Origin of the sequence: Nocardia sp. NPDC051463 (genome assembly GCF_040681975.1) — a bacterium.
Classification (GTDB): domain Bacteria; phylum Actinomycetota; class Actinomycetes; order Mycobacteriales; family Mycobacteriaceae; genus Nocardia.
In genome coordinates this window covers 1-15,341 of the sequence record NZ_JBFBAB010000008.1, presented here as the reverse complement: position 1 = coordinate 15,341, position 15,341 = coordinate 1, and the positions used below count along the sequence as shown (strand labels likewise).

The following is a 15,341-nucleotide window of genomic DNA, read 5'->3' as shown; positions in this document are numbered from 1 at the left end:
ACGACACCGGCCCGCGCGGGCAGACCCGGCGCAACCGCCGCGACCTCACCGGCCGACACATCCTCATCACCGGCGCTTCCTCCGGCATCGGCCGGGCGGCGGCACTTGCCGCCGCGGACAAGAACGCCATCGTGTTCCTGCTCGCGCGTCGCGGCGATGAGCTCGCGACCGTGGTCGAAGAGATCAGAGCCGAGGGCGGCATCGCCTACGGATATCAGTGCGACATTACCGATTCCGAATCCGTCGACCAGGTCGTCAAGACCATTCTCGACGAACACGGTCACGTCGACATGCTGGTCAACAACGCGGGCCGCTCCATCCGCCGCGCCATCCACCGCTCCACCGACCGGCTGCACGACTTCGAACGCACCATGGCGGTCAACTACTTCGGCGCATTGCGGCTCACGCTGGCCCTGCTGCCGCAGATGCGGGAACGCAAGTTCGGCCACATCGTCAATATCAGCAGCGCCGGTGTGCAGGTGGCCACCCCGCGCTTCGCCGCATATCTCGCGAGCAAGGCGGCGCTGGACAAGTTCACCGAGGTGGCTGCGGTCGAAACCATGGCCGACGGCGTCACTTTCACTACCATCCATATGCCGCTGGTGCGCACTCCGATGATCACTCCGAGCGGCGATCAGGGCCCGGCCGAGTCCCCGGAGTGGGCGGCGGCCACCATCGTGCGCGCGCTCACCGAACGCCCCAAACGCATCGACGTACCGTTGGGCACCTTCGCTGAATACGGCGCCCTGCTCACCCCCAAGACCCGCGACCGCATACTGCACCGCTATTACCGCGCACTGCCCGATTCTCCTGCGGCCAAGGGCGAGCGCACGGAATCCGACCCAGAGGAAGTGCCGGAAACCCTTACCCCCCAACGCGAGCCACGTCCGCGGTCGACGGCACGCCGCGTCACCGGCACGGTCCTGCGCCGCGCCGCCCGCTGGGTTCCCGGCACCCACTGGTGAGCGCTGCTGCGCCGTCGCGCAGGGGGCGATGGCGCAGCAGCGATCAGCCCAGTACCAGGCGGGGTTCCGGGAGATACTTGCGCGCCTGCACGCGGATGCTCCCCCACATCGCCAAGCCCAGGAACGGAGTGTTGGCGGCGATGTGGAGCTGCCGGGCCTCGAGGTCGACCACCGCGGGCACGACCATCGAACCGAAAGTCATCGGTTTGTTGGTCAATCGCTTCAGGACGCCGGGATGCACGCGTTCGGACACCAGAGCGGCGACGGCCATCGTGTCTGCCGTCACCTCGAACATGCTCTGCTTGCGCAGGGACCGCACGAAATCGTCGACCAGGCGCGGAAAGTCGGCGAGCGCGGCAGGCGACACCTCGGCCACATTGGCGACGCAGATCGTGAGCATCATCGGATCGACCGGTGTTTCGACGGCCGCGGCGACGCCGATCAGGCTCCACACCTGACCGATCCAGTTCTGCGAGATCTGCATCTCGCCACCGGCCATGTGTTCTGCGACTGCGGCGAGATACGCCTGCACCGCGGGGCTCCCCGCTGCGGCGGGGTCCTGGGTAGGTGGTTGCGGTGGTGCGCTATGAGGCTCGGAGGGTTGCGATGCGTGCTGGTATCCCGGTGCGGGTGACTGGTACCCGGGCGGTGGCGGCTGATATTCCGGCGCCGGCGGCTGATACTCCGGCGGCAGCTGATACCCCGGCGGCGGCTGGCTACCCGGCGCAGGCGGCTGATACCCCGGCGGCAACTGATACCCCGGCGGCGGCTGGCTACCCGGCGCAGGCGGCTGATACCCCGGCGGCAACTGATACCCCGGCGGCGGCTGATTACCCGGCTGCGGCGACTGATACCCCGGCAGTGGTGGCTGAAACCCCGGCAGTGGCGGCTGAAACCCCGGCGGCAGCTGATACCCCGGCGGCGACTGATTACCCGGCTGCGGCGACTGATACCCCGGCTGCGGCTGATACCCCGGCGGCGGCAACTGATACCCCGGCTGCGGCTGATACCCCGGCGGCGGCAACTGATACCCCGGCTGCGGCTGATACCCCGGCGGCGGCAACTGATACCCCGGCGGCGACTGATTACCCGGCTGCGGCAACTGATACCCCGGCGGCGACTGATTACCCGGCTGCGGCGACTGATACCCCGGCGGCGACTGATTACCCGGCTGCGGCGACTGATACCCCGGCGGCGACTGATTACCCGGCTGCGGCTGATACCCCGGCGGCGGCTGGTTTTCCGGCTGCGGCGACTGGACCCCGTCCACAGGTTGTGCATATCCGGGCGGCGGCGGGAAATCTGGCGGCACCGAATCACCGCCGGAATGCGAGTGCTGCCCACCCGGGAGAGGAGGTGCCCCTTGCATGTTCGGGCCCGCCATCGGATCTGTCATCAAGCACTCCCTCGGTGAACGCTCCAGCCGCCCGTACGTTACCCGCCACCCGAGATTCGGCGACTCGAGCATTAATCGTCGGCGAGAAGCTGGATTTCGTCGGCGACCACCGCGGTCACCGGCTTCGCCGCTGCGCCACAACTGGCTTGACGTGGGGCGAAGGCCACCGAACGTGCAGTCACACGCCAACGACGACCATCATGGTGGGTGACCACTGCCGCGCCTGCCAGCGTCGGATCGGCCGACGCGCTCGCCGCCGCGGCGGTGTTCATCGGCGCCGCCGAGACACCAGCCTGCGCGGAGGCCGACGCAGACTTTGCCGGGTCCCCCACCAGCCCAGACGCCGCCGAGTCGCCCACCGGCACAGTAGCCGACGCAGACGCCACCGGAGCGACCATCGGGACGAAGGTAGTCGCGGTGGGCTCGAGGTGCACGGTGAGGTCATCGGTAGCTGCGGAGATCTGTTCGCGCACAGCGAGTTCCGCGATCTGTTCGATGGGTTGGTAGCAGCTGCGGCCGCGAAGACCCCTCATCGAGACCTCGCCGCGGGTGGCAGCTTCGACCGCTTGCCTCGCGCCCGCGACATCAAGGCGTCCGTAGGTCAGGCCGGAGGGCAGCAGGACCACGGCGGGGGCGAAGCGGTGGCCGCCGGTGTGCGAGCACTCCCACACGTGGCCGGGGTATTCGGCGGCCAGGCTCGCGGCGATCGGGCGGCCGAGCAGCGCACAGCATTGGTCGCGTTTTCCGTGGGCGCACACCAGAACGAGCGGATCGTCGACGGGTGCACCGATTCCCGGTGGCGGACCGTTGAGCAGGTGCAAATCCAGGTCGAGCAGCTGCTTCAGATCGGTGATCTCGAAGCGTTCGCACCACGAACCCGCTGGCCGCGAGCTTGCGATCACAACCGTTCTGGCCCCGGTGAATTCACTGCGCCCCGGCCGCCGGATCAGCGTCGGACGGACCTGCGCCGCCTTGGTGCGGGCCGCCAGTTCGGCAGTGATCTCCGGCCCGAGTACCTCGTCGCCGATGACGTCGCGTCCCCACGCGCCCGGCTGCTCGACGCACAGCCAGCCGCTCACCCGAGTCGCGGTGCCCGGCAGGGGAATATCGGCGGCGGCCGTCGAGCACACCATGCCCTCGAATACGCTCATCGGCACGTCACGACCCGGACCATCTCAGCCCAGCTGCCGGCCATCGGCGAACTTCGGCACGAACTTCTCGATACGCCGCGTTCGCGCGTGGTCCAGCACAACATGCCCCGCCACCCTGTTGCCGAATCTCGGCCGGACCACGTTCACGCGAGCCGTGGTTGTCCGCTAGCCGAGCACGGAACGACAGCTCGTCAGGAAAGAACAAGACCGGATGGTCGAGTGCGGACATCGCTTTACTGTAGATCTTGCCTGGCAGCGCCGATACCGCAAAGGCGGCAATAAGCAACTTCTGTTGACTGCTCCCACGAGAAGAGTGCGGATTCCTCAGTACGAGGTGAGGAACGGGAGGACGGTGGCCTCGAACTCGTGGTAGCGGTCGCGGTGGATACTGTGGCCGCAGGAGAACGCCGTCACCGTGCAGTCCGGGATGTCGGTGCGCATGATCGCCAGTTTCTCGGGGTCGACCATGCCGCCGGGGCCGCCGCGCAGCACCAGGGTCGGTGCGGTGATGTCGCGCAACCGGTCCCACCATTCCGGGTTGGGTTTGCGGAATTGCTCCAGCGCGGTCCGCGTCATCGAACGGTCGAAGGCCAGCACCGCGCGCGGATGCCGGATCAGACTGGTTGTGGCGTGCCAGAGTTCGGGGATGGTCGGGAAGCGGCGGGTCAGCGTGACCTCTTCGTCGCCGGAGCGCAGCGGCAGCGGGCATTCCTCGATAACCAGACGCCGCACCAATTCCGGCCGTTCCTGCGCAACGCAGGACACCGCGTAGCCACCGAGGGAATGTCCGACCAGGTCCACGGCGTGCAGACCGAGTCGGTCACACAGTTTCAGCACATCGGCGCCGAATTCGCCGAACAGGTACGAGTCGGTGTGGGAGCTGCGGCCGTGCCCGCGCAGATCGGGGATGATCACCCGGCGGCCGGCCTGCACCAACGTGTGCGCGAACCGATCCCAGGTATGCCCATCCCCACCCATACCGTGCACGAGCACTACCGGTACGGCATCGAGCGAGACCGCCCCCGAATCCCGGTAGGCGATCTGTACGTCATCGAGCACAGCCCGGCTCACGGTCAGATCCACGATCTCCGAGGATACCGAGGGCACCATGCGCCGACTCCCCACCTGTTGCGGGGATCACTCCCAGGCGCACCATCGACCACATCGAGTCCCAGGAGCACCTCCGCAACGACCCGGGGCTTCCTCATCAGGATGGTCACGGACTCGCTGCACGTGGCGATCGATCGGTGTATCCCGCGGAAATCAGCTGGCGAGTGTCGCGCGGTCCAGACAATACTTCGCGCCATGCCCTCCTTCGCGGATTTCGACCGCCGCAATTACCCCACCGTCGACGTCGCCACCGGATACGACGGGTGGGCTCCGACCTACGAGCAAACCGTCATGGACGAGATGGACCTCGCACTGCTGGCGCGGCTGCACCATCCGGATTGGGCGCGAGTGCGGCGCGCGGCCGATCTGGGCTGCGGGACCGGCCGCACCGGTGCTTGGCTGCGTGGTCGCGGGATCACGAATATCGACGGCGTCGATGTGAGCGCGGGCATGCTGGAGCTGGCCGGGACCCGCGGTGCGCACACCACTCTGACGCAGGCAGATGTTCGCGATACCGAATTGCCCAGCGGCGCTTACGATCTGGTGATCTCCTCGCTGATCGACGAGCACCTGCCGAAACTCGCGCCCTACTACGCCGAGGCATGGCGACTGGCCGCGCCGGGCGCTTGCTGCGTCATGGTCAGTTACCACCCCCAGTTCATGATGGTGACCGGAATGCCGACGCATTACACGACTGCCTCGGGTGCGCCGATCGCGATCAGCACCGATCTACATCTGGTGAGCGAGCACATGTCCGCGGCGCTGACGGCGGGCTGGGTGCTCACCGAAATGGTCGAGGCACTCGTGGACGACACCTGGCTGGCGGCCAAGCCCACATGGGCGGACCTGCGCGGCCATCCCTTCACCATGGCCATGGTCTGGACGCGGCCCGGTCAGTCGTAAAGCCCTTCGGCGCGCCAGGTTTCGGAGTAGTAGATGAGGAGCAGAACGCGGACATCGGCAGGTTCGCCTGCGAGTTGAGCCTGCGCGCGAGCCGCGATGCCTGCCGCGGCGGTGGGCGATTCGGGAGTCCACCACTGCTCGTCCACCGGCCATGGTCCGGCCCAGCCCGCCAGGTGCCAGTTCCGGCTCCCCCAGTGCAGGCGGGCAGGGTCCGCGGTGAACAGGCCACGGTCGGTGACCTGGACCGGGGTGCCGTCGGCCGCTTCCAGACGCACCGCGGGACGGTTCACCAGGATTACCGCGGGCGCGGGCTGAGGCATGCGGCCAGGCCAGGGCAGGGCCGGGTCGGTGGCGGGCACCGGCTCGTCGCCGAGTGCGACCATGGTGATGCGTTCCTCGGGGCCGCGACCGCCGCTGAGCACACCGACCTGCACCGCCTCGCCGCCGAGCAGGCCCTGCACCCGGATCAGAGCGCGACGAGCCCGCTCGTCTTCCTCCCCGACCCCACCCCACAAACCCAGTTGGAGCGCGCCGGCGGCCACCACTTCGACGGGTTCCAGGCGCAGCAGCGTGATCGGCGCGGTGGGCCTGGCACCGTCGCGGCGAGTAAGCCAGCCATCCAATTGCCAGCGCACCCGGTCGGCGGTGCCTTCGGGAGTCAGCGGCTCCGCACACCGCCAGATACGCGAGAGTTGTTCGCCCGATTCGGTTTCCGCGAATACCGACAAACGGGTGCAGGACACCGAGGCAGCGGCGAGCACAGCATGCAGTCGGGTGGCGAGCATGCGACCGGCGAAGGCAGCCGCATCGACCCGATCGATCGGTGGATCGCAGCGGTACTGCACTGTCAGATCCGGCGGCGGACGGCGGGCCGACGGCGGGCGCTCCGGCACGCCACGCGCGCTGCGGTGCGCGAGCACGGCGTCGGCACCGAAACGCGATCCGATCTCGACCGAGGACAGCGCGGCAAAGTTACCGATCCGCCGTAATCCCAAGCGGCGCAATAGATCCACTAGGTCGGCACGCTCCGGCGCCGCCAAGCTCGGCTCGACGGCGAGCTCGGCGATCGGCAGGGGAGCAAGATACTGCGCACCGTCGCCCGGCGGCACGATCGCACCGCGCCGTGCCGCGATCACCGCCGTGGACAGTTCGTCGGCGATCCCGACCTGGGCTTCCACCCCGACCGCGGCCACCGCATCGACCAGTCGCTCCGCGGCCACCTCCTCGGATCCGAAGAACCGCGCCGCGCCACGCGCACCGAGCACAAGCAGCCCTGGCCGCAACACCTCCACCCCGGGCACCGTCGCATCGACGGCCGCGACCACCGGCTCGAACAACCGTGCATCCCTATCCGGATCTGCCTGCACGATAAGAAGATTCGGGCATCGCGCCTGTGCCTCGCGTCGCCGCAGCCCGCGCCGCACCCCTTCGGACCGCGCGATCGCCGAACACGCGATCACCTTGCCCGCCGCCAGCACCGCCACCGGGCGAGTCGCCGGCACCTGCGCCATCACCGCCGCCGCTACCGCGGGCCAATCCAGGCACCACAGCGCCAGCACCCGAGAACCGCTCCGCACGCGGCCCGGCTGAATCACCGCGCCACGCCCCATGAATCGGCCGCATCATCCGAGCTCGCCCCTGCGCTTCCGAACGACCCGACACCACGGCCCCACTGCACCGGACCGCGCGCAGGCAGGCACAGCGGGCCGCGGCCATGCGCATCCGACCCCGCATCGGCGAGCGACACTACAGGCCCGCTCGGATCACGGTGCCGCACCACGCACATCGGGCGTCACCTCGCTTGCCGGATCTACCACCCCGAATGACACACCCCCGAAGTACGCGCTCACGATGCCGCACCGCGCGTGTCCGGCGTTTCCACTGTCACGTCGAGAGTTTCGAGCGATACCCATTCCACTCGGCCCGCGCGCGGACGCAGCGCTATCCGACCGCGGCGAGGCGGTCCCGCCTTGCTACGGACATCGACTTCCAGGCATACCGAGCGGAGCCTGCCACGACCCGCGCCGAGGCCCGCGTAGCCGGCGACCCGGGTGTCGAGGCGAAGCGACGGATTGGCCCAACCGCCATTGGTGACCACCAAAGTGGCTCCCCTATTGCGAGTGCGGGCGGCGATCACGCGAGCCCGAGCGGGTGGGACCGCGACGCCACCGAGGCCGAGCACCACCAGATCGAGGCCGTCCAGCAACACCGCGGCCACCTCCACCGGATCGGGGCCGGGGTCGGCGACGACCGCCAACCGCTGGAGCTGAGCGCCCATCTCGACCGCGGCGAGCAGACCGAGCCGTGGCACCCCGACCACCGCGGCGTGCCCTCCGCTCTCGGTCACCGCGGCCAGCAAACCCGCCAGCAATGAGCTCGTCCCGTTGTAGGCAACGACCGAGCCCTTGGCCAAGCCGCCATCGGGCAATAACTCCGCAAGAGCAGGCGGAACCGCAAGCGATTCACGGCGCAGTTCGGAGCCGAGCGGGATCCGCTCGGCCACCGCCGTACCGCGGCCGGGTATCGCCGCCATTCGCCTGCGCAGCTCATCCAGCGTCGGCGACGAGCCACGCGCCGCGTCCGGTGGCGTCCCATCCCGCCCGACTCCCGTTCGGGATTCCGCATCCGCACCCACCTCTACCACCTACTTCCCACGATGGACCCGACGGCGAAGCATGCGGGGCAGCCCACTCCCGCCAGCGGAAGCAAGAGGCCAGCACCGATCCAGCTATCGATCAGTATCGAATATACGTTCGATACTTCCTTAGTAGAAACCCACCCCCGGGATCCGTCAAGAGCACGCCGCGAGTACTGTCACGCGCACTGCGAACCCGGGTATGGACGAGCGCTGAAATCACCGTCCGTGGCCGGCGGACTCTCGACTCGAATCAGGCCAGCTACCACCGAATTCGGATACCCTGCACCCATGATCGATCGCCCCCGCCCCATTGTCGGCCCGGATTATCTGGTCGCAGGCCGTTACCGCCTGCAGTCGAAGCTGGGTGGTGGCGGCATGGGCGCAGTGTGGCTCGCGCACGACCGGCTGCTGAACCGGGATGTCGCCATCAAGCAGGTGCTCTCCACCGCCGGTCTCGGCGAAGCGGAGGCGAATGCGATCCGCAGCCAGATCATGCACGAGGGGCGGGTGGCGGCGAAGCTCTCGCACGAGCACGCCATCGCCGTCTACGACGTGGTGCTGGAGGCGGGCGAGCCATGGCTGGTGATGGAGCATCTGCCCTCGCGCAATATCGCGAAGGCATTGGCGCTGGTCGACACGCTGCCGCCGATCGAGGTGGCGCAGATCGGCGCCCAGGTCGCCGATGCATTGGCCGCCGCACATGCCGCGGGCATCGTGCACCGCGATATCAAGCCGGGCAATATCCTCGTCGCCGACCGCGGTCCGGTCGTCGGCATGGCCAAGCTCAGCGACTTCGGCATTTCGCGCGGCGCGGGCGAAAGCTCCGACGACCCGGACGGCGTGATCACCGGCACCCCCGCCTACCTACCTCCCGAGGTAGCGCGCGGCGCACAGCCGACCGAGGCGAGCGATGTCTTCTCTCTCGGGGCCACCCTCTACACCGCAATCGAGGGGCAGCCGCCGTTCGGTCTCGACGACGATACCGATGTCCTTGTCACGCGCGCGGCGATGGCACAGATCATTCCGCCGAGTCGCAGCGGCATACTCACCAACGCCCTGCTGCACATGCTGGAACCCGCACCGCAGCGGCGGCCGACGATGGCCCAGGCAAGGGACGAAATCCTCACCGCCGCCTTCGGTCCCGGGACTGGGCCCTATATTCTCGGTGCTCCGGTCCGCACCGAGGACGGCACGATACCGGCGTGGGCCGCGCGGAATTCCGCGTCGGGACTGCGCAGTCCGCATTCGATGCCGCTACCGCGGCCGCATCGCACCCAAGCATTGGGAGTGAGCGCACCGGCCCCACAGCGCGCCAAGCCTCCGCAGCCGAGCATGGCACCGCTGGCGATCGCCGTCGGCCTGCTGATCGGCTTGATCCTCATCATCGCCATTCTCATCGCGGTGATGTGAGCGCATTCAGTCGATGCGACGGCGGTGCGCCCAGCGGGTCAGCGCATTGCGATTGGACTGCTGGGTTTTGCGGAGCACGTTGGAGGCGTGCGTCTCCACAGTTTTCACCGAAATGAACAGGGTTTCCGCGATCTCGCGGTAGGTGTAGCCGCGCGCGAGCAGGCGCAGCACCTCCAGTTCGCGCGGCGTCAGCGAATCCAGTTCCGGATCCAGCGGCGGCTCCGGCACCGGTGACTTGCCGGTGAACGAGTCGAGGACGAACCCGGCCAGCCGCGGACTGAACACCGCGTCGCCACCGGCAACCCGGCGGATGCCGTCGGCGAGTTCGGATCCCGAGATCGTCTTGGTCACATAGCCACGCGCGCCCGCCCTGATCACCGCGATCACATCCTCTGCGGCGTCGGACACGCTCAGCGCCAAACACACCGGCCCGTCCTCGATCCCGGAAAGCACCGCGACCCCGCCGCCCTCGGGCATGTGCACATCGAGCAGCACGACATCGGGCTTGGCGGTATTGATCCCGGCAACCGCCTCGGCCACCCCACCGGCCTCCCCGACGACCTCCATATCGGGCTCGCGGCTCAGCTCCGCCCGGACGCCTGAACGAAATACGGCGTGATCATCGACGAGAAAGACCCGCACGGTCACCTACTTCTCCTCTATCTGTCGGTGGGTCGCCCACCCTGACTGCCGACCGCCCTCGGGCGGCCGGCACTCAATCGGTACCACAAGACGCACCCGGACCCTCGGGCTTACCGATCCATCCGCGACAACCGACACGACCGCGCGAACTGCGTCACTTGCCGGGATGCACCGGCTGCCGGACCTGGTCTGTCGTGTCGGCAGCGGTCGGCGCGGACGCGTCATCCTGATCGTCGTGACCACCGGCATCATTGCGCGGCATGATGATCCGCACCTCGGTGCCCCGGCCGGGGTTCGACAGAATCTCCACCTGCCCGCCGCGCCGTTCGACCCGCCCGCGGATGGATTTCGCCAGACCCTGCCGATCCTGCGGGATGGCCGCGATATCGAACCCGGCGCCACGGTCGCGCACGAACACACTCACCTGGTGTGGCTCGGTCTCGGCGAACAGGTCGATATCCGGGACTCCGGCATGTTTGGCCGCGTTCACCAAGGCCTCCCGGCTCGCGCCGAGCAGGGCAGTGAAATGTTCCTTGGGCAGGCCCGCGCCGGTGTCGCCGGGATCCATCGAGACATCCCCGACGGTTACCGGGGTGACCTTCACCCCGTGCTGGTCCTCCACTTCACCCGCGATCGTGCGCAGGGCCGCGGCCAAACTCGACTGCGCGGGACCGGCATCCTCGAAAAGCCACTTCCGCAGTTCGCGTTCCTGGCCGCGGGCCAGCCGGGCCACCTCCTGCGGGTCGTCGGCCTGTCGCTGGATGAGGGCCAGGGTCTGCAACACCGAATCGTGCAGGTGCGAGGCGATCTCCTCGCGTTCCTCATTGCGGATCCGGGCCGCGCGTTCGGCATTCAGCGCCCGCATCATGCGCAGCCACAGCGGCACCGTCAGCAGGCCGGCCCCCACCAAGGTGACCGCCACCGCGATCAGCGCGGACCCGAGAGAACTCAGATCGATCCTGGCCAGCACCACCACACCGAGTCCGAGCACGATCAGCGTGACCCCCGCGACGATGCGCGACCAGGTCACTACCGACGGACGCGCGGGCAGCCCGAGCAGCGACCGCGGACCATCGGTGTCGTATTCACGCCACACCAGCGCCGCACCGACCGCAACCACCACGATCGGCATGATCACCTTTGCCGCGGTTCCACTGAGCAGCCACGACACCGCGACCGCCAGCCCCATCCCGAGCAGCGCGAGCCCGATGCCCTGCCGACGCTCCGCGCCGGAAGGCCGATCCGCATCCGCACCGCCCGGGGTGAAGATCCACAACAACCCATAGCCGACGATGCCCGCCCCGGCCAGCGCGGACAGCAGTACAAACGCCATCCGCACCTTGAAAACATCGATCCCGAAGTGATCGGCGATACCGCCCGCTACCCCGCCGACAATTCGCCCACCCGAGCGCCGCACCAACCGTGCATACGGCGGTTGACCGGGATCGAACACCGGCATCACCCCCGATCCACCGGGCACCCCGAATCCCCGACCAGGGTCGAACCCCCGCGCAGGGTCATATCCCCGGGCAGCATCGAACGCGGGCACAGACGGGTACATACTTTCGATACTGGCACGCCCCACGGACACCGACCATCAGGAAACACCCTGATCTTCGCTGGTTGTGTGGCGACAGCATGTAGTTGTCACTTGCAGGTTGTATCTGCAACCGGGATCCGTGGTCGGCGTCCGGGGTCGGACGCCCTGGTTCACAGGGGGGAACACTGCCCGAGGCGAAGTCACATGTCCGCAGTCTGCTGTCGATGCAGTACAACTCTGGCCAGTTCGGCGGGCGTTGCAGTAGTCGTGTCGACAATCGTGTCGTAGGGATAGCCGTGATCGTGCACCGTGCGGAGATGGCCTCGCGCCAACCCGATTGTCTTGCCACGAGCCAGTTCCCGCTGCTCGGCGACGGCCAACGGACAGGTGACGCCGATCAACTGAATGTCCAGGCCGGCCAGCGCATCCATCCACATCGGCAACAGATCCGCAGACAACAGCATCTCGTCGACAACCAGGTGATCGCCCCCACGAGCGAACTCGGCAGCCGCAGCGCACGCCGACCGCAGCATCCGGTATCCGACGTGGCCGTAGCGGATGACCATCAGCGGGTGACCGTCTGCATCGTGGCCGGTCCGGTCATACCAGAATCCGTCACGACTGAGCGGGCCATCGCGCCCACCACCCCAATTCGGCGGAACCAGACCGAACAAGGTGTCGATCCCCCAGTAGACGAACGGGACGTCACTCTCATCCTGGATGGCCCGCGCCAACGTGGTCTTACCCGCGCTGGATGTGCCGTTGAGGAAGATCACCCGGCCGGGGGGCGCCGCTGCGCAGCTATCCGGTTACCCCCGGATCGCACCGGGACAAAACCCTTGTCTGGCGTCGGGCCCAGTGCTCTCAATGCCCGTGGCGTCCGGGCTGCACTCTTCCCTTGAACAGCCGGCGACTGCGTGCACCGAGATCGCGGGTCGGTCCGGCCGCTCGACGGGGGGTGGATGAACTCAGACATGGAGGGTGGGCCGGTAGATGAGCTCTTGGATGTTGCCGTCGAGCGTCCGGCTCTCGATCAGCTCGAGGTCGAAGTCGGCCGCACCCTGGAAGATCGGGTCATCACCGGTCTGGCCGGTGATCACGGGGAAGAGCGTCACCTGGACGCGGTCGACCAAACCGGCGGCCATCAACGCCCGGTTCATCGACAGGCTGCCGTGCGAGCGCAACGGCACCTCGGACTCCTCCTTGAGCCGGGCGACGACGTCGACGGCGTCACCGCTCACGACGGCTGCGTCCGGCCAGTCGAGGGGTCCATCCAAGGTGGTCGACACGACCGTCGCCGGCAGGCTCCTCATCCGGGTGACCCATGGGTCACGCACCGACTCGTCGGTGCCCGAGGCCAGCATCTGCGCGAACGCCCGATAGGTGTTGGCCCCGAAGACCATCCGCTGCTCCGTCTCGTACAAGGCGAGGCGATGGTCGAGCAGTTCGGGGCCCTGCTTGCCCCAGTAGCCGCCCCAGTCGCCGCTGCTGACGCCGCCGTAGCCGTCGAGGCTGGAAAAGACGTCGAAGGTGTAAGTGGCGGTCATGATGCTCTCCTCGGGTGCAGTTGATCGGGTATATGGATACAGACGGGAAGCCACGGCGAAACTCATCGCGGTTCGACTCCTGGAGTCCGGTCGCCCCGTATGCGGCCCAGCACTCGACCGCGGCGAGCGTGGTCGGCAACACGGGCGACCTACTCCGCTCGACCGGGCAGCGACGACCCGAGCATCGAACATGGCCGGCACGCCGGGGTTGTCGGTTCCCTTGCGCCAGAACACTTCCAGGAACGCTGCTGCGCCTTCTCCGCGGACGCCGATGGAGTGAGCTCGGTGTTCGACCGCGCATTGTGCCTGTAGGGTTCGGTGATCAATCCGGGGAGGACTACCGCATGGCGCAGCTTCAGCATCGGATCGACGAAATGACCGATGACTCGGGATTCCTCGGTCTTGTCGACCCACACGCGTATACGTCGTTCGTCGGCGAAAACTGGACCTTGGAGATACTGTTCGAGCGCGTCGAATCGGAGATACGGCAGCGGACGATGCTGCTGTGGGGAACCGGCGGCGAGGAGCAATGGCGGATCGACCTTTCGGATTCGCCGGTAGATCCGCGGCTGCCGATCATCAGGCAAATCGCCGGCCCCATCACCGTGACGCGCGGTGAACTGGTCGTCGTCAATTTGGACACGGTCACCATGGCTGCCCAGTTCGCCGACTCCGCCGTGGACGACGACAAGGATATCTACGGGTCCAGCATCGAACTCCCGAACGGCGACTACATCTGCACCATCAGTCAACTCACCGATCCCGAAGAGGATCGGACACATGAAGGCCCCGACTTCCACCTCCAGCTGCTAGCCGGACGAACCTCACCATGGCTCGGGGTCGCATGGTCCGAACTATGACGCTCCGACGGAACGCACGGCATTCGGCATCATGGGACGTTAGCGTCACCGGCTGAGCAGTCGGCGGACCCATGCCGACTGCGTGACGACGTTGACGGTCACCTACGAGTTGCCTCGTATCAGCATGGAGTTGACCTCCGCCGCTTCGGAATACGCTCCATGGGCCGACTTAGCAGCGTCACCCATGTCGCGGATCTCAATCCGGCGCACCCGAGATCCACGCTGATGGGCCTCCGAATACGCCTGTGCGGCGATACCTTCCCACCCCGTGCCGCGCAGGCAGGTTCTCCCGCTTTCGCCTCGCTCCGCGCTGGGCCGGACTTCGGAGCGCGATCCGGTGGTGTGGTCTCGAATGAAGCGGCCCGCGACGCGGAGGGCGTCGGCGGCTTCGGGGAGGAAAGACCAGAAGATGCGGAAGTTGTGGGTGGCCACGGGGTAGAGCTCCAGACTGATGGACACGCCGTGGGCTCGGGCGTGATCCACGAGTTGGTGGGCGTCGGTCAGGTGGTTGTCGCCGGTGCCTGCCTGGACGAGCACGGGTGGGAGGCTGGTCAGGTCGGCGAGTAGCGGGGCTACGAGGGGGTCGTCGTCCGGATGGCCGGTCAGATAGTCGCCGATGATGCGTTGGTGGCATCGGACCGCCGGGATGGCCGAGCGGGATTCGGGTGCGGGCTCGGTACGTGCACTTTTGCCGAACTACCGCGCTTCGAGTCGACCGCCGCCACGCGCCACTGAACTCTGCCGAATCAGCCACCGCACCTGTTCCTATCAGCCACCGGCGCAGTCGATCTCAAAGGGTTGGACCAGGAAACCACGTAACCGTTCGGGTGCGGTGCCGAACTGCTGGTGGACCGGGTCCCGATGGCCGCATGGGAGTCGATCGCGCACGGCTCCCGCAAAAAGTGGATCATTCTGCGGCCCAACTGTTTTCAACACAACTTCGGCCGCGATCGCCTTCACCGTACCGCGCGGGACTCAACCACCGCATCGCGGCCGTCCAGACGGCGCCGAAGGCAGAGCATGTCCCCTCGATGTGTACCTGAGCTGCTCGCCGACCGTAGTCATATGGCGGTCGAATACGGCTTGGGTTCAAGGGGTGGATGCAACACCCACCCCTTGAACCCCGTGGAGTGTTGCGATGGCGCTGCCGCCGTTGAATGTTGTGACTTGCTTGTTCTG

General features: G+C 67.5%; 13 protein-coding genes and 1 pseudogene. 4 read left to right on the top strand and 10 right to left on the bottom strand.

Annotation, left to right across the window (positions count from 1 at the left end; all coding sequences use genetic code 11):
* Positions 1–50 precede the first annotated feature (50 nt).
* Positions 51–965: pseudogene (locus AB0M74_RS13425) on the top strand (SDR family NAD(P)-dependent oxidoreductase); the annotation flags it as partial.
* Between the two features lie 43 nt (positions 966–1,008).
* On the opposite strand, the gene AB0M74_RS13420 reads toward AB0M74_RS13425, so the two are convergent.
* The 3 genes from AB0M74_RS13420 to AB0M74_RS13410 form a co-directional block, all read right to left on the bottom strand.
* The gene (locus AB0M74_RS13420; RefSeq protein WP_364905972.1) at positions 1,009–2,361 is read right to left on the bottom strand and encodes a hypothetical protein; all 1,353 of its coding nucleotides are present in this window, start codon (positions 2,359–2,361) and stop codon (positions 1,009–1,011) included.
* Between the two features lie 71 nt (positions 2,362–2,432).
* Positions 2,433–3,512 carry a sucrase ferredoxin gene (locus AB0M74_RS13415; RefSeq protein WP_364905970.1) on the bottom strand — a complete coding sequence of 360 codons (1,080 nt, stop codon included), beginning with the start codon at positions 3,510–3,512 and terminating at the stop codon, positions 2,433–2,435.
* Between the two features lie 324 nt (positions 3,513–3,836).
* A complete protein-coding gene (locus tag AB0M74_RS13410; RefSeq protein WP_364905967.1) occupies positions 3,837–4,622 on the bottom strand; it encodes an alpha/beta hydrolase in 786 nt (261 codons plus the stop codon).
* Between the two features lie 195 nt (positions 4,623–4,817).
* Between AB0M74_RS13410 and AB0M74_RS13405 the strand changes: the two genes are divergently transcribed.
* Entirely contained in the window at positions 4,818–5,525 is a 708-nt protein-coding gene (locus tag AB0M74_RS13405) for a class I SAM-dependent methyltransferase (protein WP_364905964.1), read from the top strand.
* On the opposite strand, the gene AB0M74_RS13400 is transcribed toward AB0M74_RS13405, so the two are convergent.
* Positions 5,516–7,135, bottom strand: a complete 1,620-nt coding sequence (locus tag AB0M74_RS13400; RefSeq protein ID WP_364905962.1) for a DNA polymerase Y family protein — start codon at positions 7,133–7,135, stop codon at positions 5,516–5,518. The genes AB0M74_RS13405 and AB0M74_RS13400 overlap by 10 nt on opposite strands.
* A gap of 236 nt (positions 7,136–7,371) precedes the next feature.
* On the bottom strand, positions 7,372–8,058 hold the full coding sequence (locus AB0M74_RS13395; protein WP_364906535.1) for a hypothetical protein: 687 nt from the start codon (positions 8,056–8,058) through the stop codon (positions 7,372–7,374).
* Positions 8,059–8,451: 393 nt separating this feature from the next.
* Here AB0M74_RS13395 and AB0M74_RS13390 point away from each other — a divergent pair, with 393 nt between their 5' ends.
* Positions 8,452–9,573, top strand: coding sequence for a protein kinase (locus AB0M74_RS13390; RefSeq protein ID WP_364905959.1), 1,122 nt, complete (start codon positions 8,452–8,454; stop codon positions 9,571–9,573).
* 6 nt (positions 9,574–9,579) lie between these two features.
* Here AB0M74_RS13390 and AB0M74_RS13385 read toward each other — a convergent pair whose 3' ends face one another.
* The 4 genes from AB0M74_RS13385 to AB0M74_RS13370 all read right to left on the bottom strand — a co-directional run bounded on the left by AB0M74_RS13385 (position 9,580) and on the right by AB0M74_RS13370 (position 13,302).
* The gene (locus AB0M74_RS13385) at positions 9,580–10,215 is read right to left on the bottom strand and encodes a response regulator transcription factor (protein WP_328412751.1); all 636 of its coding nucleotides are present in this window, start codon (positions 10,213–10,215) and stop codon (positions 9,580–9,582) included.
* A gap of 154 nt (positions 10,216–10,369) precedes the next feature.
* Positions 10,370–11,674 carry a PspC domain-containing protein gene (locus AB0M74_RS13380; protein ID WP_364906532.1) on the bottom strand — a complete coding sequence of 435 codons (1,305 nt, stop codon included), beginning with the start codon at positions 11,672–11,674 and terminating at the stop codon, positions 10,370–10,372.
* 281 nt (positions 11,675–11,955) lie between these two features.
* Positions 11,956–12,531 (bottom strand): chloramphenicol phosphotransferase, encoded by a 576-nt coding sequence (locus AB0M74_RS13375; protein ID WP_364905956.1) that lies wholly within the window; start codon positions 12,529–12,531, stop codon positions 11,956–11,958.
* A gap of 192 nt (positions 12,532–12,723) precedes the next feature.
* Complete coding sequence (locus tag AB0M74_RS13370) at positions 12,724–13,302, bottom strand: dihydrofolate reductase family protein (RefSeq protein ID WP_364905953.1); 579 nt, start codon at positions 13,300–13,302, stop codon at positions 12,724–12,726.
* Between the two features lie 344 nt (positions 13,303–13,646).
* Here AB0M74_RS13370 and AB0M74_RS13365 point away from each other — a divergent pair, with 344 nt between their 5' ends.
* On the top strand, positions 13,647–14,162 hold the full coding sequence (locus AB0M74_RS13365; RefSeq protein WP_364905950.1) for a hypothetical protein: 516 nt from the start codon (positions 13,647–13,649) through the stop codon (positions 14,160–14,162).
* Between the two features lie 102 nt (positions 14,163–14,264).
* On the opposite strand, the gene AB0M74_RS13360 is transcribed toward AB0M74_RS13365, so the two are convergent.
* The gene (locus AB0M74_RS13360) at positions 14,265–14,780 is read right to left on the bottom strand and encodes an alpha/beta hydrolase (protein WP_364906530.1); all 516 of its coding nucleotides are present in this window, start codon (positions 14,778–14,780) and stop codon (positions 14,265–14,267) included.
* Positions 14,781–15,341 lie beyond the last annotated feature (561 nt).

Coding starts and splice junctions, on each gene's coding strand:
- AB0M74_RS13420 (WP_364905972.1), bottom strand. CDS start 2,361: ATGACAGATCCGATGGCGGGCCCGAACATGCAAGGGGCACCTCCTCTC.
- AB0M74_RS13415 (WP_364905970.1), bottom strand. CDS start 3,512: ATGAGCGTATTCGAGGGCATGGTGTGCTCGACGGCCGCCGCCGATATT.
- AB0M74_RS13410 (WP_364905967.1), bottom strand. CDS start 4,622: ATGGTGCCCTCGGTATCCTCGGAGATCGTGGATCTGACCGTGAGCCGG.
- AB0M74_RS13405 (WP_364905964.1), top strand. CDS start 4,818: ATGCCCTCCTTCGCGGATTTCGACCGCCGCAATTACCCCACCGTCGAC.
- AB0M74_RS13400 (WP_364905962.1), bottom strand. CDS start 7,135: ATGGGGCGTGGCGCGGTGATTCAGCCGGGCCGCGTGCGGAGCGGTTCT.
- AB0M74_RS13395 (WP_364906535.1), bottom strand. CDS start 8,058: ATGGCGGCGATACCCGGCCGCGGTACGGCGGTGGCCGAGCGGATCCCG.
- AB0M74_RS13390 (WP_364905959.1), top strand. CDS start 8,452: ATGATCGATCGCCCCCGCCCCATTGTCGGCCCGGATTATCTGGTCGCA.
- AB0M74_RS13380 (WP_364906532.1), bottom strand. CDS start 11,674: ATGCCGGTGTTCGATCCCGGTCAACCGCCGTATGCACGGTTGGTGCGG.
- AB0M74_RS13370 (WP_364905953.1), bottom strand. CDS start 13,302: ATGACCGCCACTTACACCTTCGACGTCTTTTCCAGCCTCGACGGCTAC.
- AB0M74_RS13365 (WP_364905950.1), top strand. CDS start 13,647: ATGGCGCAGCTTCAGCATCGGATCGACGAAATGACCGATGACTCGGGA.